The organism is Algoriphagus sp. Y33, from assembly GCF_014838715.1.
Lineage (GTDB): Bacteria > Bacteroidota > Bacteroidia > Cytophagales > Cyclobacteriaceae > Algoriphagus.
In genome coordinates this window covers 4,567,927-4,593,272 of sequence record NZ_CP061947.1, presented here as the reverse complement: position 1 = coordinate 4,593,272, position 25,346 = coordinate 4,567,927, and the positions used below count along the sequence as shown (strand labels likewise).

Genomic DNA, 25,346 nt, shown 5'->3' with positions numbered 1-25,346 from the left:
TTCTTTCTACTCCTTTTCTGCCTCATTCACCTCTGAAGGAAGGTAGCCGAACTGCTCTTTAAATAGCTTTCTGAAATATTTTGTGCTGGTGAAACCTACTTCATAGGCTGCCTGGGCAACCCCCAGATTCTCTTCTTTTATCAGGGAGGCGGCTTTTGCCACTTTGACGGTGCGTACGTACTGGTTGATATTTTGGCCGGTAAGGGCTTTCAATTTTCTGAAAAGTGAGGTTCTGCTCATTCCCATGGCTTGGGAGATGGTATCTACATCGGTTGTCTGCTGGGAGATCCCTGCCAAGATATGTCCTTCCAGCTCCTTCAAAAATGATTTTTCCTTGCTGATGGCACTTTTCTCAGTGGAGGTCAGTCCGGTACTTTGGATGCTTTTGCCGAGATAATACGAGCGCATCCGGATTTTTGCATCCAGCAGGTTTCTTATTCTGGATTTTAGAATCTCCCCTTTGAAAGGTTTTGTAATGTAATCGTCTGCGCCTTTTCCAAAGCCTAAAGTGATACTGTCGGTGTTGTCTTTGGCAGAAAGCAAAATCACGGGAATATGGGTGGTACTATGGTTTTCTTTTAAAATTCCGCACAAATCAATACCGTTTTTCTCCGGCATCATAACATCTGATATAATCAGATCAGGTATAAACCGGGTTGCTTTCTCAAGTCCCTCCTGACCATTCTTGGCAAAAATCAGATCATATTCTCCACTGAGTGAGTAGTTCAGGTATTCAAGAATCTGAGGATTATCATCTATAATCAGAAGCACTTCTTTGGTTTCATTGAGATCGAAGTTGACTGTAGATTCCAGTTGTACGGGATCCTGCTCAGGTATCCATTCATTACTGTCGGGCCTATCCGACAAAACCATTTCGAACGTATTGGCTTTTTTGGGAATTACAATAGAAAAAGTACTGCCATTTCCCGGAGTACTGACTACATTGATATTGCCTTGGTGATCTTCTACCAGCCTTTTGGTCAATGCCAGTCCGATTCCGTCACCCTGCTCTTTAGCGTTTTCGCCACTCTGATAGTACCAGTTGAAAATCCTGCTTTGATCCTCCAAGGGAATTCCGGGACCATTGTCGCTCACCAATAATTCAAAATCACGCTCCTTCTCCTCTAGCGAAACTATGATTAGATCCTTGTCCCTACAATACTTAAGTGCATTCGACAAAAGGTTATTGAAAATAATATGGAGCTTTTGGAGATCCACCTCGGCGGGGAAGTCTACCTTTGGTAACCGGCTTTTGATTTTGATTCCCTTGTGCTTTGCCAGAGGCTGATATTGCTCTACCCACTGCCTGATAGGTTTGACGATTGGCTGGGATTTTAGATTCAATTCGTTGACATCAAGCTCGGCATTTCTAAATTCCAGCAATTTGGAGATCATCTCGTGCAGATACTTCGCATTCTTTTGAATCAACTTAAGACCTTTAAGGTGCTTTGAGTTTTTGATTTCCAGCAGGAGCTCATCCAATGGAGCCAGAATTAGTGTCAATGGGGTTTTCAACTCATGAGAAAATCCCGTAAAAAACTGAACGCGCTCTTCATTGAGCTCATGCTCCAACATGCGTTGTTTTTTCTCGAAAAGAAGGGAGCTTTTGAGCTTTAGTCTTTCTGCGTAATACCTCATTCCCGCCCCGATCACTGTTACGATCAGGACGATATAGATGAAATATGCAGGCCAGGTTTTCCAGAAGGGAGGAGAAATGATGAGCTTCAGTTGGTTTTCCGATATGGCTGTTGTCCCCGAAATTGCCTTGACTTTCAGCGTATAGTTCCCCGGAGGGATATTGCTGAGGTTGACGGTGCCTGTCTGGTTAGTTTCTATCCATTGGCTATGAAAAGGCTCTAGTTTGTAGGCATAGTTTATATCCTTTCCTTGGGGGAATTTCAGCGCTACAAAATCTAGGGAAATCAAACGCTGTTTATGGGTAAGGTTGAGTTGCTTGAGGTAGGGTAGGCTTTGGTCCAAGTGAAAACCCTCGGTAATGGAGTTTACCGGGACCTTCTTGTTCATAAGCCTTAAGTCGGTAAAAATAAGAGGGTAACTGACCAATTGGCTCTCTAAGGTTTCGGGACTGAAAACATTGATTCCTTTATTTCCGCCTAGGTACACATCTCCTGAAGCAGTAACTAAAGATGCGCCGATATTGAATTCGCTGAGCTGTATGTTATTGATTGAGTTGAGATTGCCGACAGTATTTGTATTGGGATCGAAATAGCTGATGCCGCGATAGGTGCCCAGCCATATTTTTCCGTCTTTTCCCTTTGCTAGGCTGTTGATGGAATTATTGCTGAGCCCGTTTTCCTCAGTGAATAGTGTGAATTCTCTACTTTGGGGATTTAATCTGATCAGGCCCTCATACCTGCTTCCTGCCAGTACATCTCCATTGTCGAGGATCTCTATGGCAAAGACTACTTCCACCGGCAAGCCAGGAATGGTTTTCTCGTTGAAAAGTTCTTGCTCTCCAGTGAGGTAATTGTATCTGATGATCCCATCACCGTAAGTTGCCAGCCAGAGATTACCCAACTCATCCTCTGCAATATCGCGGATGTCTATTTTGCCGAGTAGCTTGACATAGTCAAAATTGTCTATCGGAGGGTGGTAGCGATACAGTCCACCCCGGTTGGTGCCTACCCAGATCTGTCCATTTTTACCCTCGAAGATGACCCTGACATCATTGCCTTTTTCTTGGCTTTCCTGAAGATAATGTTTGCTGTTTCCGGTGGAAGTGTTCAATAAATTCAGTCCTCCCTGATACGTACCCACCCATAGATTATTTTTGCTGTCCTCTAGAAGGGAAATGATGTAGTTGTTTGAAAGACTTTGGGCACTGCCGGGGTCATGTTCGAAATGTCGGATTATTTCTGTCTTGGGGAAATAATGGTCTAGTCCACCGCCATCGGTTCCAATCCAGATACTCCCATCTTTGCTCTCTGCGATTGACCCGATTCTGTCGTGGGAAATTGTGTGTTCCTTGGATAAATTTCTGCTGATAAGTTTTACCGGATCTCCAGAAGGATTTACGAAGTTCAACCCTGTACTGGTTCCTATCCACATATAGCCGTCATCCGCGAGTTTCAGAGAAGACACGGTTCTGTTGAATACACTGGATCCGTCTTGTGCCGGCAGAAACCACTTAAGTTGTAACGTTTGATTTTTCAGGAATTGAATTGAATTCAGGATATTTAACCCGCCGTTTCGGGTACCGATCCATAGATTGCCCTCCGGACCTTTTTCAAAACAGAGAATATTCCCATCACTTAATCCTTTTCCGGGAATATCTGAGGGGTTGATTTGTAAGGTATCAGCGGAGGTGGTAATGACCCTGGCACCATTGGTTGAGCCGGTCCATAGATTTCCGGTTTCATCTGTATAAAGTGTATTGATATTTTTAGGGAAAGCCGGATTTGAGTTGGCCAATGCAGTGACTGTTTTTTTGCGCAAATCAATTTTATCCAAGCCATTGTCAAAATGCCCCACCCAAAGTACCGAGTCGCCTTGTAAGGACAAAGAAGAAATGCGCGAGGATGAAAGGGAGTTGGGATCCTCGGGGGAATGGAGAAAGAATGCAACAATACTGTCCCCCTTTGTGATGGCGACCCCGCCTTCATAATTGGCAATGATTTGCCTGCCATTTGGCTGATTGATTATGTAGCTGATTGAATTTTGGGCAGAACCTTCGAAATGGGTGAAAGAATCCACCTTAGGATCATATTCGCTTACTCCTTTATAAGTGGCAAGTAAGAGCTTTTGGCCTTGCCCTATTTCCAAATGCTCTATATAATTGGCCGCCGGTCCTGTCTGCGGATTGAGATTGCTTTTTCTGTAGATTTGAAAGTCGTGGCCATCGTAGCGGTTTAGCCCGTCGATAGTGGCTATCCAGATAAAGCCCAGAGAATCCTGCTCAATATGATTGATGTAGTTGTTGGAAAGCCCATTTTCTACATCGAGCAAGTAAAATGTAAGGTGATTTTGATCTGCAAATTCAGATCTTGAATTAAGGTTTTGCGCATTTCCAATCGCGGAAATCCAGAGAAGCAGAAAGGTTATTACTAAGGGTCTCATCAGCTCACAATCACGAAAAATGTAATGAAAAAAACCAGTATTATTCTAAATGGTGGACTTTTGCCCGTTTTATACCCCATAAATTGCTGATTTACGTCCCTAATCCCACCCGTATTTTTTTGAACATTGTTGCAGTGACTGAGTGGTTTTTTTCATGCAGTCACTGGACTTATTTATAGTTAACAACAAACCTAAAAAAACATGCTAACACAATTACCAGCCAAGGCATGGCTGTATTGTATGTCATTCATGCTACTAATGATGTGCAGTGTGCCCAATGTATTTGGTCAACAAAAAATTTCAGGCCAAGTGCTTGACGAAACAGGAACGGGACTCCCCGGAGCTTCCGTGTTGTTGAAGGGCACTACTACAGGTGCCGTGACGGATTTGGATGGCAATTTCACGTTGTCATTTGCCCCTACAGAAAATGCTACGTTAAGTGTCTCATTTATAGGGTATGCTACCCTTGAGCGAGTAATACAGCCTGGAGAAAGTATTATTACCGTACAACTGGCACCGGACGAGCAATCCCTCAATGAGGTAGTCGTGGTAGGGTATGGTGAGCAGAAGAAAGCTACGCTAACGGGCTCTGTCTCCCAAGTGGAGGGAAGAGATATTCAGAACAGCCCCCAGCCAAACATTTCCAACTCACTTTCAGGAAGATTTTCGGGACTTATCGCCAATAACAGAGGCGGTGAACCGGGATACGATGGATCCAGTATCAGCATCCGTGGTCTGGCGACTACAGGAAATAACGATGTACTGGTGGTAGTGGACGGTGTACCGGGACAGATAGGTGGCTTGGAGCGACTGAACCCCAATGATATTGAAAGCATCTCAGTTTTAAAGGATGCATCAGCTGCTATCTACGGTTCCAGAGCTGCCAATGGCGTAATCTTGGTGACGACAAAGCGTGGCAAATCCGGCAAGCCGGTGATTTCGTACAGCTTCAATCAGGGATTTTCTTCCCCGACAAGATTGCCTGAAATGGCAGATGCCAACACATATGGTCAGATCAGAAATGAAATAGCCTTTTATAACAATCCGCAGGGAGGAATGAATCAGGTGTATAGTAATGATGAGCTGAGCCTGTTTCAAAATGGATCCGATCCTGTTAATTACCCAAATACAGACTGGGCGGCCGCTGCGCTGAACAATACTGCACTGCAAAGTCAGCATGACCTGAGCATCAGAGGTGGTTCGGACAATGTGACTTATTTCTTGTCTTTGGGTAAAACTGGACAAGACGGATTGTATAAAGACGGGGCGACACGCTATGATCAATACAGCTTTAGATCCAATGTGGATGCAGATATCACTGAAAGACTGACTGTCGGCTTATCTCTATCAGGAAGAAAAGAGGATAGGCAATTCCCCACGTCCGGGGCAGGAGATATTTTCCGTTCGATTTATAGAGCCTATCCGACAGCGGCGGCAGTTTATCCAAATGGCCTTCCGTCTTCCGGAATAGAAAATTCCAACCCGGTAATCATGGCGACGGATCAGGGTGGATTTAATCATAATCCCCGCTATATATTCAATGGTATCCTTAGGGGAAAATATGAGTTTGGATTTTTGGAAGGACTTTCAGCAGAAGGCTTTTTCTCGGTGGACGAAAGCTCAGAGCGATCCAGAAACTTCAGTACGCCCTATACCTTATACAACTATGACCGTACCGCCGATTCTTATAATCCAATCGTAGTGGGTGGAGGGCCAGATCAGCAGCCCACACTTTCTGAGGAGCATTATTCCCAGTCTATGATGGTATCCAATATCAGATTGAACTTCAGGAAATATATTGGTGACCATTTCATAGATGCTTTTGTAGGATACGAGCAGAGTGAGAACAGGTCTCATAGAATGGGAGCTTCAAGACTTCATTTCCCTACTGCCGAAACTCCCGAGCTTTCCCAAGGCGGAGCAGCTGCATCGGATTACGATAACTGGGGCAGCAGCTATAACTACACAAGAAAAAGTTACTTAAGTAAATTAGCTTATAACTATAATGAGAAGTACCTGGCGGAGTTTCAGATGAGAGTGGACGGTTCGTCCAATTTTCCTTCTGATAGCAGGTACGGATATTTCCCCTCACTTTCTGTCGGCTATAGAATCTCAGAAGAAGGCTGGTTTAGAGATAAGGTGGGCTTCTTTGATGATTTGAAATTCAGAGCTTCTTATGGAAAGCTTGGTAATGACAATGTCGGCCAGTTCCAGTATTTTGATAATTATTCCTTTAACAACCGCTACTTACTGGGCAATGAGGTAACTACAGGGATAGATCTTACCCGCCTTGCCAACCCAAATATTACCTGGGAAGTGGCTACAAAGACCGATATAGGATTCAATGCAATCTGGCTGAAGAAATTCACTACCGAATTCATCTATTTCCAACAAGACAGAAGTAAAATTCTGACAATAAGAAATGCCTCTATTCCGGGATCTTCCGGGATTGTAAATCCTTATGATGATGGAAGTGATGATTATCAATCATTGGTTCCGGCGGAAAATATCGGAGAGGTGAAAAGCCGTGGCTTTGAGTCGACCGTAGGATATCAGCATGAAGGGAATTTCAGCTTCGGAGTGTCTGGGAACTTCACCTACGCCAAAAATGAGATAGTTTACATAGATGAAGCAGCAGGAGTACTGGATTATCAGCGGCAGACGGGCAATCCGATGAACACCTATTTGCTTTATAATGCAATCGGTATTTTCAGAAGCCAAGAGCAGTTGGACAGCACGCCTCATGTACCCGGAGCAATGGTGGGAGATTTGATTTATGAGGATTTCAACGGTGACGGAGAGATCGATGCAGATGATATGATCAGGACGAAATACGGTAATATCCCGCAGATCACCTTTGGTATGACCTTGAATGCGGCATGGAAAAACTGGGATTTCGCGGCAGTTATTTCCGGACAGTCGCAGGTCAGCCAGTATGTGTTGCCTGAATCAGGGACTGTGGGTAATTTTTACAGTAGCTGGGCAGACAATAGATATTCTCCCAACAACACAGATGGCTCTTATCCACGGGTGAGTGAGCGCGCTTCTTCAGCGGTCAGTGGAGGTTTGTACCGCAACAATTTCTGGTTGAACGACGCCAGCTTTGTCAGATTAAAGAATATACAGATTGGTTACAACGTGCCGCAACCGATATTGGAAAAACTGTCAATCAGCAATTTGAAGATTTATGCAAATGCCTTCAATCTATTTACACTCACGGGAGTGAAAGATTTTGATCCTGAGGGGTCGAGTGAAAGCGGACAGTTCTACCCGCAGCAAAAAATCATCAATCTTGGTGTAAACATTCAATTCTAAACCCGACCAAAATGACTACTAATATTATTTTCAAACCCTTTATGGGGCTTGCGCTGATCGGATTTTTGCTGGTTGGCTGTCAAGAGGATTTTCTGGACGTTGTGCCCACAGATAGGGTTTCTGATGCTTCGATCCTCTCAGATTCAACTTTATTTGAAGCCTACGTGATCAATCGATACTTAGGGGTAAGATTGACAGATAAAGAGGGGGACGGAAACCTGCCCGGCTTTGGGCGTGGTTTTGAGTACGCCATGTGGAGCTCGCTTACAGATGAATCTATTTATAACAATGATGACAATACTTGGTTTATCCAGCAAGGCCAGCTTTCACCACAGAATACCGGGATAGCCGGAACGATCTGGGGAAGATCTTATAGAAGTATCCGAGAGTGTAATTATGCTTTGGCAAACATAGGCGAACTGGAAATGAGCCAGTCCGGTAAGGATTTGCTGATTGCCGAGCTCAAGTTCATCCGGGCTTTCCGATACTTTGACCTGATCAAAAACTACGGGGATGTTGTTTTTATGGGAGATAATGTGGCTCAACTGGGAGACGATTTCACTGATCCGTCATATTATGAGCGGATTCCAAAAGAAGAGGCTATAGAGTACACCATTCAGCAATTGGATGATGCAGCGGCAGTTTTACCGCAGACCAACAGTGGCGCTTGGCTAGAAGGAAGAGCTACAAAAGGCGCTGCACTTGCGCTGAAGTCGCGGCTATTGCTTTATGCAGCCAGTCCACTTTACAACGATGGAGGCAATGACACTCAGAAATGGCAGAAAGCTGCGCAAGCTGCAAAGGCAGTGATGGATCTAGGTCAGTACAGCCTGTATCAAAGTGGCTATGGGGAATTGTTTTTGACTCCTCAGAGCAACTCTGAAATTATTTTTGCAAGGTATTATAATATCAATGCACGACATACGGCACTGGAAATCGCAAACGGACCAAACGGATATGATGGCTGGGGAGGTAACGTGCCACTTCAAAACCTAATCGACGATTATGAAATGATGGATGGTACGCCGTTCAGCTGGGATAATGAGGAGCAGGCCAGTACACCTTATGAAAATAGGGATCCTAGATTTTATGAGAGTATTCTCTACAATGGAGCTCCATATAGGGATAGAGAAGTAGAGACTTTCCTTCCTAATGGAAGGGATAGCCAAGGTGGCCCTTCTAACTGGAATACCAGCAAGACTGGGTATTATTTAAGGAAATTCATCAATGAAGACCTGCCTATACAGAATCCATGGGAAGTGGCAGGAACTCAAAACTGGATTTACTTCCGCTATGCTGAGATCTTATTGAACTATGCTGAGGCCCAGAATGAGGCGGTAGGGCCGGATGTGAGCGTATATGATGCGATCAATTCTATCAGAAGTAGAACAGGGGTAGCGATGCCTCCTTTGCCGACTGGGCTGAGTCAGGCCGAGATGAGAGAAAGAATTCATCATGAGCGAAGAATCGAACTGGCTTTTGAGGAGCATCGCTATTATGATGTGCGCAGATGGATGACTGCTGACGAAGTGGAAAACACACCTGCGTATGGGATTGAAATTGTGAAAGAAGGTGATGGTAGCCTCACTTACACCAGAAAGGTTTCACTGAGCGGTAAAATGTTCCAGCCGCAAAATTATTGGCTGCCGATACCAAGATCCGAAATATTGGCTTCGAATAATCAACTGGTGCAAAACCCGGGGTACTAGAATTTCTAAAGAGGCTGTTTCATCAATCAATATTGTCGTATTGAGCACCCATCTCCCTGAGGTCAGGAAGTCGAAATGGGCTTAAATAGTATCTAATAAAAGGCTTTGGCTTTCATGCCTTCGGCAGACTGGCTGCTTAGATGACAAGAAAAACTGATTATGAGATGGCCTCTTTTCTTAAACCTTAAGACTATGATAAGTAGAAAAATGATAGAGGGAAGATTCTTTTTTAAGGCTTTTCTTTTTTTGACTAGTACACTTCTCTATGCCTGCCAGAGCTCCGGTCAGGAAAAACAAGTAGCTACAGATACTGGAGATACTGGAGATACTGTAAAGATAAATGTAATCCGGAACCGGACTTACCAAGTAATTGAACACTTTGGTGCTTCGGACGCTTGGTCAGGGCAATTTGTAGGGCTTTGGCCCGATCAAAGGAAAAATGCAATCGCCGAGCTGCTTTTTAGTAAAGAGTTTGATTCAAATGGAAAGCCCAAGGGAATAGGGTTGTCGTTGTGGAGATTTAATATTGGGGCTGGAAGTGCTGAGCAAGGAGAGCAAAGCGGTATTTCTGATGAGTGGAGGAGAGCAGAATCTTTTTTGTCTCCTGATGGATCATACGACTGGAGTAAGCAGGCCGGTCAAGTTTGGCTTGCCAAAGCTGCGCAGGAATTTGGGGTGGGGAAATTGCTGGTTTTCCCTAATAGCCCTCCTGTGACTATGACCACTACGGGAAAGGCATTTGCCGATCAAGGCAAGTCTAATCTTTCCGAAGGCAACTATGTAGCCTTTGGTGACTACCTCGCCGAGGTCATCAAGGGACTTGGTGAAAAGGGACTTCAGGTAGACTATGTAAGCCCGGTCAACGAGCCACAATGGGATTGGTCTGATGGAGGCCAGGAAGGAACGCCCTTCCGGAACAGTGAAATAGCCGAAATTGCCAAAGCGGTAGATCATGCATTGGCTAAAAATAATTTGACTACAAAGATAGATTTAGCTGAGGCCGGAAAAATCAATTACCTCTACGAGCAAGCGGATAAGGAGGGGAGAGGTGAGCAGATTACGGATTTTTTCAATCCCGAATCCTCCAATTTCATTGGGGATTTGAAGCACCTGAGCCGCACAATTTCAGCGCATAGTTATTTTACCACTTCTCCGTACGAATCGGCTGTGCAGCAGCGTACGGCTCTTAATTCAGCGCTTAAAACGGTAGAAGGCTTGCGGTATTGGATGAGCGAATACTGTATTTTGGGTGACAATGCAGGTGAAATAAACGGCAGTGGAAGAGACCTTGGTATTGATCCCGCGCTGTATATGGCTAGAGTGATCCACAATGATCTTACGGTGTCCGATGCCAGCGCGTGGCATTGGTGGTTAGCCATTTCGCCTTATAATTATAAAGATGGTTTGATCTATATAGATAAGGAAAAAGGAGACGGTGATTTCTACGAAAGCAAAATGCTCTGGGGGTTGGGTAATTACAGCAGGTTTATCCGTCCAGGCTATCAGCGTATTGCCGTGGAGATCAATAATCAAAAGCAACAAAGACCTGAATTGCTGGTTTCTGCTTATCAATCTGAAAATCATAAGGAAGTGATACTGGTACTCGTGAATTCCGGAATTAAGGATGTGAAAGCCGATTTTTCAGATGACGGAGTTTCTTCCCCCGTTACTGGACTATACATTACATCAAATGAGTTGAGTCTGGAGTCGGTACGTATGGATGCAGGGATTAGTGATGTTACTGTTCCGGCCAGATCCATTGTCACGGTAGTGATTGGGAAATAATATTCATAGTAATCAAATTATAAAAGTCAGGAATAATGGTTTTCCTTGGCTTTTCTTCTAAATTATATTCACAAGCACAGGTCATGTTTAAATGTTTTGCAGGTTTCTACGTCATAGTCGGTCTGATTGGATAGCAATTTTCTAAAAGTATGAAATCCCACCCTTTTTGTTTTTACAAGTTTCTTTGTTGAAATAGTCCTCAAAACATTAAATTAAAACTCGTAAAGAATTAAACTTTGTTAATTTCCAAGGGGAGATATATTCAAAAATTCTTGGCTTTTTACAATTTCACTCGATGAATTATACAAGGAATGAAGAATGGGCTTATATTCTTTCAATTTGTAAAGACCAACTAATCAGCACATTCCGTCAAAAAACAAAAAAGCTCGGATCTCTTGGGTATTTTAATTTTTCTTTCTGGGAAAAAATAAGAACCTTACCGTCGAGTTTTGGAGATACGTGTTTTTTTAAATGTAAAAGGAAATACGTCCGCTCGTGTAAAAGCATGCTTATTACTAAGATTTAAGCATGATTTTTCGCAAAATTCTAAAAGAGTCGGTTGTTTTTTGAATTTAAAAAATGATAACTTTAAAACTCGATTCTAGAGTAGAAACCATTTAACCTTTATCAAAAGTCTATTTAAAATCCACATTATGAGAAAGTTAATCACTTTGTTCATGCTTGCAGGCATTCTATTTGCACCTGCTTTTGCTAACGCACAAGAGGCAGAAGATTCTGTAGCACAAGAAGAAACAACACCGGCGGCAGTTGAACCTGCTGCATCTCCCACCATTGTAGATGATGAAATCGTCGAAGAGGAGCTAAGCTTTCACCAAGTAGTAAAGGAGAAATTCATCGAAGGAGATCCTCTTTACATGACCCCCGTATTGATCTGTTTGATCTTGGGTCTTGCTGTGGCTTTGGAAAGAATCATCACCCTGAACCTTTCTACGACCAACACGAAGAAATTGTTGATCAAAGTTGAGGATGCTCTTGAATCAGGCGGAGTGGAAGCAGCTAAGGATGTTACTAAAAACACCAAAGGCCCAGTAGCTTCTATCTTTACTCAAGGGTTGATGAGATACTCAGAAGGAATCGAAATGGTAGAGAAGTCTATTATTTCCTACGGTTCGGTAGAAATGGGTAGATTGGAAAAGGGATTGATTTGGATCGCCCTCTTCATCTCATTGGCTCCGATGTTGGGTTTCATGGGTACAGTAATCGGTATGATCGGTGCATTTGACTCTATCGAAGCAGCAGGTGATATCTCTCCTTCTCTGGTAGCAGGTGGTATCAAAATCGCCCTTTTGACCACAGTAGCCGGTCTGATCGTAGCAATTATCCTTCAGTTGTTCTACAACTATTGTGTAGCTAAAATTGATTCTTTGGTTAATGACATGGAAGACGCTTCTATATCATTGGTTGACATCTTGGTTAAGCACAAGTTGACTGGCAAATAAGCCGTCAAATTTGTCGAACCTTAATAAAACGTTAACCTCAAAGAAAAAACTACATTATGGATACTTATGACATCTTATTATACGGAAGTTATCTCCTAATCGCAGTTGGAGCTGTAGTGGCTATATTTATGCCATTGATCAAGTCTTTGGATGATCCAAAAAGCTTGCTTAAAACTGCAGCTGGAATTGTCGGTATAGTTGTGTTGTTCTTCATTGCTTATTCGATTTCCGGCAATGAGGTGCTTCCTAAATTTGAAGCTTCTCCTTTCAATTTGACTCCTGAGGGATCTCAGTTGGTAGGGGGAATGCTTATCACCACATACATTCTTGCAATCTTTGCTCTTGTGAGCATTGTTTTGACAGAAGTGACAAAAGCGATAAAGTAATATGGCAACGAAGAAAAAAAGAATGAGTACGGAGGTCAATGCAGGCTCTATGGCGGATATTGCTTTCCTGCTGCTGATCTTCTATCTTGTCACCACTACGATCGCCTCGGATAAGGGGATCTTGAATGTCCTTCCTCCTAAGCTGGATCCGAACAATCCTCCTCCGGAAATTGATTTGAATGAAAGAAATATCTTTACCATTCTTATCAATGCCAACGATCAATTGTTGGTAGAAGGAGAGTATGCTGATACAGATGGATTGGATGAAAGGATTAAAACCTTTATTCTTAATTTTGGATCACCCGATGAAGAGGGTTCAGCTCTTTATAATTCTCTTCCGGCATCTTTGAAAGCTTTGTCAGCCAGAGATCCCGAGTCATCTGATGATCCAGGCGAAGCAGTTGTCTCTATCAAGACTAACAGAGGTACAAGCTATGAGATGTATCTTGAGGTTTTTGATTTGGCCAAGAAGGCATACTTTGATATCTATGCCGAGCGGGTAAATCTTTCCACTGATGAGTATAGAGCACTTACGGGAAAGAACGATGCAGAGCAAAGTCTTATAGATAAAGGTAAAGAGGGATTGCCAATGGCGATTTCAATTGCAGAACCTGATAAAATAGGTAGTTGATATGGCGAAATTTGGAAAGAAAACAAAAGCTGAGGTAGGTATAAATACATCTGCTTTGCCGGATATTATCTTTATGCTACTCTTTTTCTTCATGGTTAGTACCGTGTTGAGAGAACAGGAGTTGCTGGTTGAGCAGAAGATTCCTGCAGCTACACAGCTTCAAAAGCTTCAGAAAAAGTCTCTTATTTCTTACCTTTTTATAGGTAAACCTAAGAACACTGCACTTTACGGAACGGAACCAAGAATTCAGGCCAATGATGCTCTTTTGGGGACTCCTGAAATTGTTCAGTGGGTAAACCAAGAGCGTGATATGCTTCCTGAATCAGATCGTCCGGGAATTACCATTTCCATGAAGGTGGATCGGGATGTGAAAATGGGGCCTATCTCTGATGTTCAGAATGAATTGAGAGAAGCAGATGCGCGTAGAGTTCTTTATGCTTCTATTGGAAAAGCAGCAGGTAATGATTAATTCTATCTACTCAAAATAGTAAAGCTACCCCATACTTCGGGGTAGCTTTTTTTATAGTATGTTGTCACCCCTTAGAAATGCCAAAAAGGTTCAGAATGCCTGGGCTATGTATGATTGGGCAAATTCTGTTTATAGCTTAGTCATCACCTCAACAATTTTTCCTGTTTACTTTAATAGTGTCACAAAGGGGCTTAAACCCGATGACAATGTTGATTTTTTAGGCTTTGAGATCGTCAATACCGTTTTGTATTCTTATTCGATCTCTTTTTCTTTCTTAATAATAGCGTTGATCTCACCGATTCTTTCCGGGATTGCGGATGCCGGTGGAAAGAAACTTCAGTTTATGAAGTTCTTTGCCTACATGGGGTCTCTTTCCTGCATTGCGTTATTCTTCTTTGACGGTAGTAATCTGGAATGGGGTATTTGTTTTAGTATTCTGGCCAGTGTAGGTTATGCAGGAAGTATAGTGTTTTATAATGCCTACCTACCTGAGATCACTACTCCTGACAAGTATGATATGCTCAGTGCAAAGGGGTATGCGCTCGGTTACATCGGGAGTGTGATATTGTTGGTGGTCAACTTACTGATGATTCAGTTTCCTTCCTCGTTTTTGTTACCTGATGATGGGGCGGCTGCTAGATTTTCCTTCCTGATCACTGGGATTTGGTGGGCTGGGTTTTCCCAAATTCCTTTCAGGGTGCTTCCCAAGAATCCTTTTGGAAAAAACATTAAAAAGGAATTTTTATTACAAGGCTACCGTGAGATTCTGAAAGTATGGAATGAAGTGAAGCGGATTAAGGTGATGAATCGCTTTTTGGCATCCTTCTTCTTTTATTCCATGGGAGTTCAGACGGTCATGTATTTGGCTGCCACCTTTGGGGACAAAGAACTTGGATTGCCTGGAGATCAGTTGATCATGACTATTTTGATTATCCAGATTGTAGCGATAGCGGGCAGCTACTTTTTTGCTTTTATATCAGAGAAGTATGGCAATAAGCTAAGTTTGGTGATTATGGTTCTTGTGTGGGTAGGAATATGCGGTGGAGCTTATTATGTCTATACCGTTTATGAGTTTTTCGCATTAGCATTTGTGGTAGGCTTGGTGATGGGAGGGATACAATCCTTGTCCAGATCTACGTTCTCCAAATTGATTCCTAAAAACACTACTGATCATGCTTCCTATTTTAGCTTCTATGATGTGACAGAAAAGTTGGCAATTGTTCTCGGAACATTTTCTTATGGCTTTATCGAGCAGCTTACAGGAAGTATGAGGAATTCGACGCTTTCCCTTGGGATATTTTTTCTTGTTGGCTTGGGTTTCCTAATTTTAGTAACTATCCCCAAAAAGGGTTTAGAAACTGAAAGTTTGTAGTCATGCAGAAGATATTATCAGGGAGTCAAGTTAAAGAACTGGATTCCCAACATGTGAAGTTAGCTGGCCAAAGTAGCCACGAATTAATGGAAGCAGCATCTCAAGTTTTTGTCAAATGGTTTCTGAATCAGGGATTTCCTGCTCACTTTCCTGTTCAAATCGCTGTGGGAAAAGGGAACAATGGTGGGGATGGTCTTGCTATTGCACGGCTATTGCATGGCCATTCTTTTTTAGTTTCTATACTGAAGTGTTTCGAGTCAGTTGATGAAATGAGCTCTGACGCAGTCTTGAATTTCAAAGTACTCCCGGAATCAATTCGGATCATAGAATTTGAGGATTGGAATTTCCCTGAAAAGGGAATTTTGATTGATGCTTTTCTTGGGGTTGGACTTAGTGGACCGCTCAGATCGGATGCCGTTAAAATCATCCAAAAACTGAATGAGTATCAAGGGACAGTAATAAGTGTAGATGTGCCATCAGGCCTTCCTGCCGATGACATCACAAAGGAGCAGGCTGTGCATGCTGATTTTACCATCAGCTTTGAATTCCCTAAGCTTTCGCTCCTGCTTCCGGAGCATGCCGGATTTGTAGGCGAGTTGGTGGTATTGAAGATCGGAGTGCTTGATCAGGCTTATGATAAGCTGGATACTTCTTTTTTCTTTCTCGAAGCTCAGGATATACCGCCTTTACACAAAGTTTTCAATAGATTCAGTTATAAAGGCGATATGGGTAAGGTACTTCTTATTGGAGGAAGTCCCGGGAAGATGGGTGCACTGGTTTTATGCGCCAAGAGTGCTTTGAGAACCGGCTCGGGATTAGTGACTTGCCATATGGAAGACTCGGAACGGTCTATTATTCAGGCTGCCGTTCCTGAGGCGATGGCTTCTTGGGGGTTGATTCCAAATCCTGAGTTTTACGATGCAGTGGGGATAGGTCCCGGCTGGGGTACAGAGAATCGTGTAGGGTTGTTTAGACAGTTTTTACTAGATTTCACTAGACCGATAGTAGTAGATGCAGATGGGCTAAATCTCCTCGCAAGAAATCCCGATCTATTGTCGCTGCTGCCAAAAAATGCTATTCTTACTCCTCATATAGGTGAATTTAGAAGGTTGGTCGGCCGCCCATCAGAAAACCATTTGGAAAGATTAGACATGGCAAAGAAGTTTGCTGTTGAGTATGAGGTGATTTTAGTGCTAAAGGGAGCAAATACGGTTATTAGCTTGCCTGATGGAAGGCAGGTAGTTAATTCATCCGGAAACAAATACATGGCTACGGGAGGGTCGGGAGATGTTCTTACAGGTATGATCACAGCTTACTTGGGAATGGGCTATTCTTCTGAAAATGCGGCGCTTTGCGGGGTGTACCATCATGGATTGGCTGGAGAAATTGCCTCTGTATCAAAGAGAAGATCACTGATAGCGGGGGATATAATTGACGCTATCCCTGAAACTTATATTCAATTAAATATTTCCTGATTATTTACTTCTAGACAAACTTTTTAAACATCCCTGAGGTTCTGTGCATATCCTTTTTTATTATGAACAAAGAGAAGTTACTGCTTTGGACCCTTGCGGCCATTAATTTCATCCACATGGTAGACTTCATGATTTTGATGCCCTTAGGCCCACAACTTATGAGGATTTTTGCTATTTCGCCTCGTGAATTTGGACTTTTGGTGTCTTGTTATACCTTCAGTGCAGGGATTTCCAGTTTCTTTGGAGCCTTTGTTTTGGATCGATTTGATCGTAAGAAAATATTGGTGTGGGTTTATGTTGGTTTTGCGATTGCTACCTTGGGATGCGCATTGTCCCCCAGTTATCCGGTTCTTTTGTCTGCCAGAGTGATTTCAGGTATTTTTGGAGGATTGACTTCGGCTTTGATTTTGGCGATAATCGGGGACGTGATTCCGGATTCCCGAAGGGGAAGAGCGATGGGATTGGTGATGGCGGCATTTTCTGTTGCCTCAGTTTTGGGCGTTCCGCTGGGGTTATTTCTTGCGAGTCTCTCGGATTGGCACACCCCATTTTTCATTCTCACTGGCTTATCTATTTTGAGCTTGGGCATGATTATCAAGTTTATCCCGAATATTACTGAACATCTCAAAAATGATATAAAAAGGCCAAGCCCTCTCGTAGTGATCCGTAGGGTGACCGGTGATTCCAATCAGATGAGGGCAATTACACTTTCTGTGATGATGATGTTTGGGCAGTTTATGATAATTCCATTTTTGAGTCCGTACACGGTTGCAAATGTCGGTTTTACTGAATTGCAACTTACCTATATTTATATGGCGGGCGGGGCATTTACGATTTTCACATCTCCGTGGGTTGGGAAGCTTTCAGATAAGTATGGGAAGCATAAGATTTTTATGATTTTTATGCTCCTCAATCTGATTCCCATCGCAATCATTACTCACTTGGGCGTGACTCCGATTCCATTTGTATTGATGGTGTCGACGATGTTTTTTGTGACTTCAAATGGTAGATATGTGCCGGCTGCCGCGATAGTTACGGGTACGGCAAAGCCGGAAAATAGAGGCAGCTTTCTGAGTTTCAACTCTGCGGTGCAGCAATTGGCAACTGGGGCTGCGTCATTACTGGCAGGGATAATAATCGGTGAGAATGCTGCGGGAGAGTTGACCAATTACAATGTGGTAGGATATATCGCAATTGCATGTAGCATACTATGTATTCCGCTGGCCAGAAGGATAAAGGTGGTAAGCTAAAAAAAAGCCCGACATTTCTGTCAGGCTTTGCGTTATTAAAACTCCGCATTTCCGGGAGTTCTCGGGAAAGCAATTACATCCCGGATATTTCCCATTCCTGTGACGAAGAGCACCATTCGCTCAAAGCCAAGTCCGAAGCCGGCATGCGGCGTAGCTCCAAATCTTCTGGTGTCCAAATACCACCACATTTCATCCTGTGGAATATTCATTTCTTCCATTCTTTTGGTGAGTACATCCATTCGCTCTTCCCGTTGGGAACCACCGACGATTTCACCTATACCTGGGAAAAGTATATCCATGGCGGCAACAGTCTTTCCATCATCATTTTGCCGCATATAGAAAGACTTGATATCCTTCGGATAATCAGTTAGGATTACCGGCTTCTTGAAGTGTTTTTCTACCAGAAAGCGTTCGTGCTCTGATTGCAAATCAGCACCCCATGCATCAATCAAATAAGAGAATTTCTTTTTCTTGTTAGGATTGGAGTTTCTTAGGATCTCTATAGCCTCGGTGTAGGTGATTCTCACAAAATCATTGTCCACAACAAATCTCAGCTTATCCATTAGAGTCATTTCGCTTCGTTGATCGGCAGGCTTTGCTTTTTCTTCCTCCTGAAGTCTTGAATCTAGGAAAGCCAAATCTTCAGCGCAATTGTCAAGCGCATATCGGATCACATATTTCAGAAAATCCTCTGCCAAGTCCGCATTGTCTTCCGCGTCGTAGAATGCCATCTCCGGTTCGATCATCCAGAACTCAGCCAAGTGACGGGTTGTGTTAGAATTCTCCGCACGGAAAGTGGGCCCAAACGTATAGATATCCGCTAGTGCCATAGCCGCCAATTCTCCTTCCAATTGACCTGATACCGTGAGGTTCGTTTCTCTTTCGAAGAAATCCTGCTTGTAATCAATCGCTCCTTCGCTTGTCTTTGGAGGGTTCTTCAAGTCAAGTGTAGTTACTTTGAATGTTTCTCCGGCTCCTTCTGCATCTGAAGCTGTGATGATAGGTGTCTGAATATAGAAAAACCCTTTTTCGTTGAAGTATTTATGAACTGCAAAAGCCAAAGCATGTCTTACTCTGAAAACTGCGCTGAACGTATTGGTTCGCATTCTAAGGTGTGCGTTTTCCCGAAGGAATTCCAGGGAATGCTTCTTCGGCTGCAATGGATATTTCTCAGGATCAGCCTCGCCTAATACTTCTATAGTGATAGCATTTAACTCAGAACTCTGCCCGGCACCTTGGGATTCTACCACATTTCCAGTCACTTTCAGGCATGCGCCTGTGGTGCATTTTTTCAGGATTTCTTCCGAAATCAGATTTGGGTCGGCCACCACTTGGTAATTGGTAATGATGGAGCCGTCATTTAGTGCGATGAATGAAACGTTTTTGTTTCCCCTCTTTGTACGTATCCAGCCCATGAGCGTCACTTCTGTCCCAATCGGATGTGTATCCAGGATGGTCTTGATTTTGACTCGTTTGTTAAATGCCATTTGGTGATTTGTTAATGCGGTATTTTTGAGCCCGCTTATAATTTAAAGGAATGCAAAAAAACGATTAAATAAGCTTTTTATCAAAAATTTGCTCCTTTTTCCTAACTTTGGCATAAGGCTTTTTCATAAGAAAAAGCCTTTTTTGAACCCAAACAGCAGGTTTTACCAAATCCCGAATGCAAAAGTTAAATCTTAGCCAATCACTTTCCCAGAAGCTTTCACCTCAGCAAATACAATTTATCAAATTGCTGCAGGTACCGACGGCCGAATTAGACACTCGAATCGAAGAAGAACTCGAGATTAATCCTGCGCTGGAAGAAGGCAAAACGGAAGAAAAAGAAAGTGCGGATGACGACTTTGATGATAATTACGAAGAGGAGTCTACGCAGGATGATCGTGATGTAAATATCGACGACTACTTGGATGATGAGTATGGAGGCTATAAAATGCAGGGTGACGGCAACTACAATGCAGATGAGGAAGACCGGGAAATACCTATTTCCAGTCAGACTTCACTTCATGAGCAGTTGGTTTCCCAATTGAGCTTCCTCAGACTAGATGATAGGGAAAAGATTATCGGGGAGCAGCTCATAGGAAGTATTGAGAACGATGGATACATCCGCAGAGATTTGGAGGCGATCATCAATGATCTGGCTTTCAGTCAAAATATAGAGACAGATATAGACGAGCTGGAAGAAATTTTGAGAAAGATCCAAAATTTTGATCCGGCGGGAATTGCTTCCAGAAATCTTCAGGAGTGTCTTACCATTCAGCTGGAGCGCAAGGAGCATCCGGATGATCCTACTGTTCAGAATGCGCTGAAGATTATGCAGGACTGCTTCGACGAATTTACCAAAAAGCACTATTCCAAGATCCAAAAACGCTGTGACCTTACGGATGAAGAAACTAAGGAAGCTGTCAATTTGATTACGAAACTCAATCCGAAGCCGGGAGGGGTGGCTGACGGCCTGGTGAGGACACAGTACATCATACCGGATTTTACACTCACAAATACTGCTGGGAAATTCGAAATCAGCCTAAACTCTAAAAATGCTCCGGAACTGAGGATCTCCAGATCATACTCTGAGATGTTTGATGCCTATGATAAAAGTGACAAAAAAGACAAAAAGCTAAAGGAAACAGTCTCTTTCGTGAAGCAGAAGTTGGATGCTGCCAAATGGTTTATTGATGCGATAAAGCAGAGACAGAATACACTTTTGAGAACTATGGAAGCAATCCTGCAGTATCAGAAGGAGTTTTTTATAGATGGGGATGAGACGAATCTCCGTCCTATGATCTTGAAGGATATTGCCGAGAGGATCGATATGGATATTTCCACTGTATCCAGAGTTGCCAACAGCAAAGCGATTCAGACGGAGTTTGGGGTGTATCCTTTGAAATATTTCTTCTCGGAAGGCATTGCCACTGATAGCGGTGAGGATGTAAGTAATCGGGAAGTGAAGTATATTCTCCAGGGAATGGTGGATGCTGAGGATAAAAAGAGGCCTCTCTCTGACGATAAACTTGTCAAAATGCTAAATGCCAAGGGGTATAACATCGCTCGAAGGACTGTAGCAAAATATCGTGAGCAGCTGCAAATCCCAGTTGCCAGACTTAGAAAAGAACTGTAGTGCGGAGAGGTTTTGCGTTAGTCGTTTCCGTTGTTTTGCAGCCGTTGGTTATTCCGAGTTTAGTCTTTGGATTAGCTTTATTTGTGGTGCCGGAGGCAACCAGTATTCCTGACACGTTCAAAAACCGGTTGTTTTCCCTTATTGCTTTGTCCACTTTTGTTATTCCGATGATCACAGTCCTTGGATTGAGATTAAGCGGAACCCTCAAAAGCATCCATATGGCCGAACTGAAGGATCGGGCCATTCCTTTTGCAGTGACGAGTATCTATTACATTCTTACGGTATATCTTTTGTATCAGCAGCGACAATTTGACCCTGTCTTATGGAAGATTTTGGGAGTGATCACGCTGTCGATTGTAATCCTGACACTGGTTACTTTTTTTTGGAAAATGTCAGCGCATATGACCGGAATGGGTGGTTTAATTGCGGCAGTTGTGGTTTTAGGGCTCAAATTCTCTACATTTCAGCCACTTTATCCATTGTTGGCAGCAGTGGTGCTGGCTGGATTGGTTGGCAGTGTGAGATTGTACCTGGAGTCCCACAGGCCTATAGAAATTTATGTGGGGCTGATTTTTGGGTTTATTCTTTGCTTTCTGGGATTTGGCTGGATTTGGGCATAAAAAAACCGAGCCTAAGCCCGGTTTATATTTTTTTAAAGAATGGTTTCTTTAGAAAACGTTTACAGCAATGCCAAAGTTGATTTGTGTAGCTTCGGTGCCGTTTGGTCCCATCCCCTTTTTAAAGACCTGGTTCAAACCAAAATAGCTCCAAGCATAAAACCCGGGAGAACCTGCCTTTAGGGATAAACCGTATCTGAATTTTTCAAAGCCATAATTCTGTGAGTCTTTGATTTTTCTTTTTAGTCCATCAGCATCTTCGTATTTTACTTTGGTGTGCGATTCGTACAGGTAGCCGACTTTGCCGCCAATGCTTATATTAAAGCCTTGTGAATAGTTTCTTTTATTGAAATGATAGGTAAAGTCTAGCGGAATATCAAAGTAGTTGGCAGCTACTACATTCTTTTTAATAGAAATATCGTCCCCCAAGACATCTGTAATATCTCTTAACCTACTTGATTCCGGTCCAACTGTAGGGTTATTGTACAATGTTTGATCGTCTTTGAAAGCATATTTGTCTGTTCCCACACCTATGCCTATATCCATAGTAAACCCGGAAGCATCACCGAAAATGGAAACAGGATATTGATAGTAGACATTGAATGTTCGTGAAGCGAAGAAACGCATACTCAAGTCTTCGGATTTATTGTTGAGTTGGTTGAAACCAAATTCAAATTTCAAATCACTGGGAATATTAGGTCTTCCTCCGATAGGAGTTTTTGACTTTTTGGCGACTTGCAGACTGTCCTGAGCAAATGCTCCTTGAATTAAAGCAAAGGCTAGTAGGAGGGTGTATATTTTTTTCATCAAATTGGTTTACTTAAAATGCATTCAATGCGGGCAAAAATAGGAAATCCTACAGGATTTACCCCTTTATTGATCTTAATTATTCTTAAGGATAAACGTGGACTAGCTTAGAAAATTATAAATTTCTTATGGGTGGGTGTTTGGATAAAATCGAATTTTGGATACCTTTGCATTTCAATTCGGCTTCGTAGCTCAACTGAATAGAGCACCTGATTACGGCTCAGGAGGTTTCAAGTTTGAATCTTGACGAGGTCACAAAGCCCAAAGCCCAGCTTTTCAGTTGGGCTTTTTTTACTTCATTTTTAGCAGGGATGGCGGTATCATTCCATGCTAATCTTCGAGGCTTAGAATCTGCTGTTACCCCAGTGGTGGCTCCCCTCATTAGGATTCGTGGCAGCCTGTCCCAATTCTTTTCGCAAATTCTTCAAACTGCGGGAAAATCAGTCGCTTTGAATATCCAGTCGTCCTATATATAGGTGAAGTTGAGAGCAAAAAGTGAAGCATGCCGAGTGATTTTGAGGCGATTTGAAGCCGTAGTAGATCTTCTAATGCATAATTCAGGTTAAGTGTCAGTTTGCGTAAGTCATCGATTGATTTAGTTGTTTTTGTGGGTTCCAACGCAAAAGCCGTATGGATTTCTATGAAACTTTTTGTTGCTTTCCCCGGTTTCTTTTGAGTCCACATTTTTTTAGAAAGAATTTATACTCATTTTAGTCCATGTATTCGGACTCTGGATTTTTTAGAATGAAAAAGTACCTTATCCCTTTTCTGCTGTTATCTGGCTGTAGCCTTTTTGAGGATACCAAGTTGGTAGATATTAAAGATATCGAAGGACCTTGCACTATCGTGCTCGCTGATGGCACGGGTATCGTAAGCAACGGGAATATTGAATTCAGCAAACGAACTCAGGCGATTACCTATCGGGATGAGGCAGGCAAGATTTGGTCTCTTTTTAAAGAGGACTATACAAGTTATTCCTGTGATTAATCGGTTGCTTGATATTAGATGTACCTGAGGGGGGATGGGCAAAAAAAAAGAGTCCCGCAGCTGATGCGGGACTCTTTTAAAGTTATTTTTTACGGGTGTTATCTGCTGCTTTCATTGCATCTTCCAGTTTCTGCTGGAACTTAGATTTCTTTTTGTTTACGTTTTTCGCTTTGCTTTCTTCCACTTTTGCCCGGATTTTATCATCATCCACAAACAACTTGATCAAAGCTTGCTGACCAAAAGTCACCATGTTCGATACAAAATAGTAAAAGCTCAAACCGGCTGGATATGAGTTTAGGATGAACATGAACATTACAGGCATGATGTAGCCCAAATTCTTCATTGGTCCTGTTGCCGTAGTGAGTTGGTTATTGAAGTGTGTATAAATAATTTGGGACACAGTCATCAGTAAAGTAAACATACTCACGTGTGATCCATAGAAAGGAATCGTAAATGGCAAATTGAAAAAGGTGTCGTAGGTAGAAAGATCAGTTGCCCACAAAAAAGATTCTTGGCGGAGTTCTATCGCATTTGGGAAGAAAAAGAACATCGCAAATAAGAATGGCATCTGAAGTACCATCGGAAGACATCCCGAGATTGGGCTTACACCCAATTTTGAGAAGAGCTTCATCTGCTCCTGTTGCATTTTGGTGGCATCGTCTCCGTATTTCTCTTTCAGCTCATCTATTTCCGGCTTGATTACTCTCATTTTGGCCATTCCTATGTATGACTTGTAAGTCAATGGGAAAAGGGCGAGTTTGATCAGGAATACGATGATGATAATGATGACACCGTAGTTGGTGAAAAATTTCTCCAGAAAGGCAAAAAGATTAACAATGATGTATTTGTTTACCCAGCTGACAAAGAAGTAACCCATGTCCACGTTATCCTCAAATCCATCTGTGACCTTCTTCAGTGTTTTGTATTTATCAGGGCCGAAATAGTAATTAAAGCCTGCTTTGCCATCCTGAAGTGGAATGGATAGGCTAGTGGCCATTGAGCGTACTACAGTGCTATCAGTCGGAGTGCTCTGGGTGATCGATACATTTTGGAAGTCAGTGTCTGCAATAATTGCCGCCGTGAAAAATCGCTGACTGAAGCCTACCCATTTTACAGATTCTCCAATAGTTTCTTGTTCTAAATCATTACCGGATCCTAGATTGTCGAAAGATCCTGAAATAGTATAATAGTTTAATCTAGCCTGTCTTCTGGATTCTGATAGATCCATTTCCTGAGCGATGACCTGGTCTTCCCAGTTGAATGCTAATTCACTTCCGGTGAATACACCTTGAAAACGATCTATTTCAAATGATTTCTGAACTTGATAGCTCCCGTCAGCTAAGGTGAACGATTGAATAATATGTCCGTTTTCCGTCTCTGCCTTTAGTAAGAGGGTTTGTGTATGTATGCCTTCATCGTTTTGGCTGCTCTCTATAGAAGGGCTGAAATAAATGTCATTTAGATCTAAAGGGCCATTTTTGCTTTCAAGCATGAAGCTCATTTTAGAGCTTTCCTCGTTCAAGAGCTCCAGGGGTTCCATTTTCCAGCTTTTGTATTCTTTGAGAACGACCTTCCTGATTTCTGCTCCCTTGGAGGAAATTTCTACCTGAATCAGGTCGTTTTCTAGGGTAATGGTTTCTTCTTCCCCTACAGTTATGCTTGCCAGTGCGCCATATTTTGCGAGCCTAGCTACATCCAGTGTGCTGTCGTTTTCAGCAATAGTGTCTGTGACTGCCTGTTGGCTTATTCCATTTGATTGAATCGATTCTGTTTGAGTGGTAGTTGCTGTTTCCACTTCAGGGATCTCCGGTGTACTCGCAAAGAAAAGTGAGTATACCAGGATGACCGCCGCAAAAAGAATCAAACCAGTTGCTTGATTTCTGTCCAT

General features: G+C 42.7%; 18 protein-coding genes and 1 tRNA gene. 14 read left to right on the top strand and 5 right to left on the bottom strand.

Annotated elements, in window-relative coordinates:
* Positions 1-6 precede the first annotated feature (6 nt).
* Positions 7-4,077, bottom strand: a complete 4,071-nt coding sequence (locus tag ID165_RS18510; protein WP_192346839.1) for a hybrid sensor histidine kinase/response regulator transcription factor — start codon at positions 4,075-4,077, stop codon at positions 7-9.
* A 201-nt stretch (positions 4,078-4,278) separates the two neighbouring features.
* Here ID165_RS18510 and ID165_RS18505 point away from each other — a divergent pair, with 201 nt between their 5' ends.
* From ID165_RS18505 to ID165_RS18460, 10 genes are all read left to right on the top strand, one after another.
* Positions 4,279-7,392, top strand: a complete 3,114-nt coding sequence (locus tag ID165_RS18505) for a TonB-dependent receptor (protein ID WP_192346838.1) — start codon at positions 4,279-4,281, stop codon at positions 7,390-7,392.
* 11 nt (positions 7,393-7,403) lie between these two features.
* The gene (locus ID165_RS18500; protein WP_192346837.1) at positions 7,404-9,101 is read left to right on the top strand and encodes a RagB/SusD family nutrient uptake outer membrane protein; all 1,698 of its coding nucleotides are present in this window, start codon (positions 7,404-7,406) and stop codon (positions 9,099-9,101) included.
* A 192-nt stretch (positions 9,102-9,293) separates the two neighbouring features.
* Positions 9,294-10,886 (top strand): glycoside hydrolase, encoded by a 1,593-nt coding sequence (locus tag ID165_RS18495; RefSeq protein ID WP_225586827.1) that lies wholly within the window; start codon positions 9,294-9,296, stop codon positions 10,884-10,886.
* Positions 10,887-11,539: 653 nt separating this feature from the next.
* Positions 11,540-12,346, top strand: coding sequence for a MotA/TolQ/ExbB proton channel family protein (locus tag ID165_RS18490; RefSeq protein WP_192346836.1), 807 nt, complete (start codon positions 11,540-11,542; stop codon positions 12,344-12,346).
* Between the two features lie 56 nt (positions 12,347-12,402).
* Positions 12,403-12,732: a hypothetical protein gene (locus ID165_RS18485; protein ID WP_192346835.1), complete on the top strand. Its 330-nt coding sequence runs from the start codon at positions 12,403-12,405 to the stop codon at positions 12,730-12,732.
* 1 nt (position 12,733) lies between these two features.
* A complete protein-coding gene (locus ID165_RS18480; protein WP_192346833.1) occupies positions 12,734-13,363 on the top strand; it encodes a biopolymer transporter ExbD in 630 nt (209 codons plus the stop codon).
* Position 13,364: 1 nt separating this feature from the next.
* Positions 13,365-13,832: a biopolymer transporter ExbD gene (locus tag ID165_RS18475; protein ID WP_192346831.1), complete on the top strand. Its 468-nt coding sequence runs from the start codon at positions 13,365-13,367 to the stop codon at positions 13,830-13,832.
* A 58-nt stretch (positions 13,833-13,890) separates the two neighbouring features.
* The gene (locus ID165_RS18470; protein WP_192346829.1) at positions 13,891-15,204 is read left to right on the top strand and encodes an MFS transporter; all 1,314 of its coding nucleotides are present in this window, start codon (positions 13,891-13,893) and stop codon (positions 15,202-15,204) included.
* A gap of 2 nt (positions 15,205-15,206) precedes the next feature.
* On the top strand, positions 15,207-16,679 hold the full coding sequence (locus ID165_RS18465) for an NAD(P)H-hydrate dehydratase (RefSeq protein ID WP_192346827.1): 1,473 nt from the start codon (positions 15,207-15,209) through the stop codon (positions 16,677-16,679).
* Between the two features lie 62 nt (positions 16,680-16,741).
* Positions 16,742-17,929, top strand: coding sequence for an MFS transporter (locus ID165_RS18460; RefSeq protein WP_192346826.1), 1,188 nt, complete (start codon positions 16,742-16,744; stop codon positions 17,927-17,929).
* Between the two features lie 35 nt (positions 17,930-17,964).
* On the opposite strand, the gene asnS is transcribed toward ID165_RS18460, so the two are convergent.
* A complete protein-coding gene (asnS, locus tag ID165_RS18455; RefSeq protein WP_192346824.1) occupies positions 17,965-19,416 on the bottom strand; it encodes an asparagine--tRNA ligase in 1,452 nt (483 codons plus the stop codon).
* Positions 19,417-19,592: 176 nt separating this feature from the next.
* Between asnS and rpoN the strand changes: the two genes are divergently transcribed.
* Both rpoN and ID165_RS18445 read left to right on the top strand, forming a co-directional pair.
* Positions 19,593-21,047, top strand: a complete 1,455-nt coding sequence (rpoN, locus tag ID165_RS18450) for an RNA polymerase factor sigma-54 (RefSeq protein ID WP_192346822.1) — start codon at positions 19,593-19,595, stop codon at positions 21,045-21,047.
* The gene (locus ID165_RS18445; RefSeq protein WP_192346820.1) at positions 21,047-21,667 is read left to right on the top strand and encodes a PA-phosphatase; all 621 of its coding nucleotides are present in this window, start codon (positions 21,047-21,049) and stop codon (positions 21,665-21,667) included. The genes rpoN and ID165_RS18445 overlap by 1 nt, the downstream gene beginning before the upstream one ends.
* 48 nt (positions 21,668-21,715) lie before the next feature.
* Here the strand turns inward: ID165_RS18445 and ID165_RS18440 are convergent, their stop codons facing one another.
* Positions 21,716-22,471: a porin family protein gene (locus tag ID165_RS18440; RefSeq protein WP_192346818.1), complete on the bottom strand. Its 756-nt coding sequence runs from the start codon at positions 22,469-22,471 to the stop codon at positions 21,716-21,718.
* Positions 22,472-22,652: 181 nt separating this feature from the next.
* Here ID165_RS18440 and ID165_RS18435 point away from each other — a divergent pair.
* A tRNA-Arg gene (locus tag ID165_RS18435) sits at positions 22,653-22,726 on the top strand.
* 126 nt (positions 22,727-22,852) lie between these two features.
* Here the strand turns inward: ID165_RS18435 and ID165_RS18430 are convergent.
* Positions 22,853-23,155: a hypothetical protein gene (locus ID165_RS18430; RefSeq protein ID WP_192346816.1), complete on the bottom strand. Its 303-nt coding sequence runs from the start codon at positions 23,153-23,155 to the stop codon at positions 22,853-22,855.
* 60 nt (positions 23,156-23,215) lie between these two features.
* Between ID165_RS18430 and ID165_RS18425 the strand changes: the two genes are divergently transcribed.
* A complete protein-coding gene (locus ID165_RS18425) occupies positions 23,216-23,458 on the top strand; it encodes a hypothetical protein (protein WP_192346814.1) in 243 nt (80 codons plus the stop codon).
* Between the two features lie 82 nt (positions 23,459-23,540).
* Here ID165_RS18425 and yidC read toward each other — a convergent pair whose 3' ends face one another.
* Positions 23,541-25,346, bottom strand: coding sequence for a membrane protein insertase YidC (gene yidC, locus ID165_RS18420; RefSeq protein ID WP_192346812.1), 1,806 nt, complete (start codon positions 25,344-25,346; stop codon positions 23,541-23,543).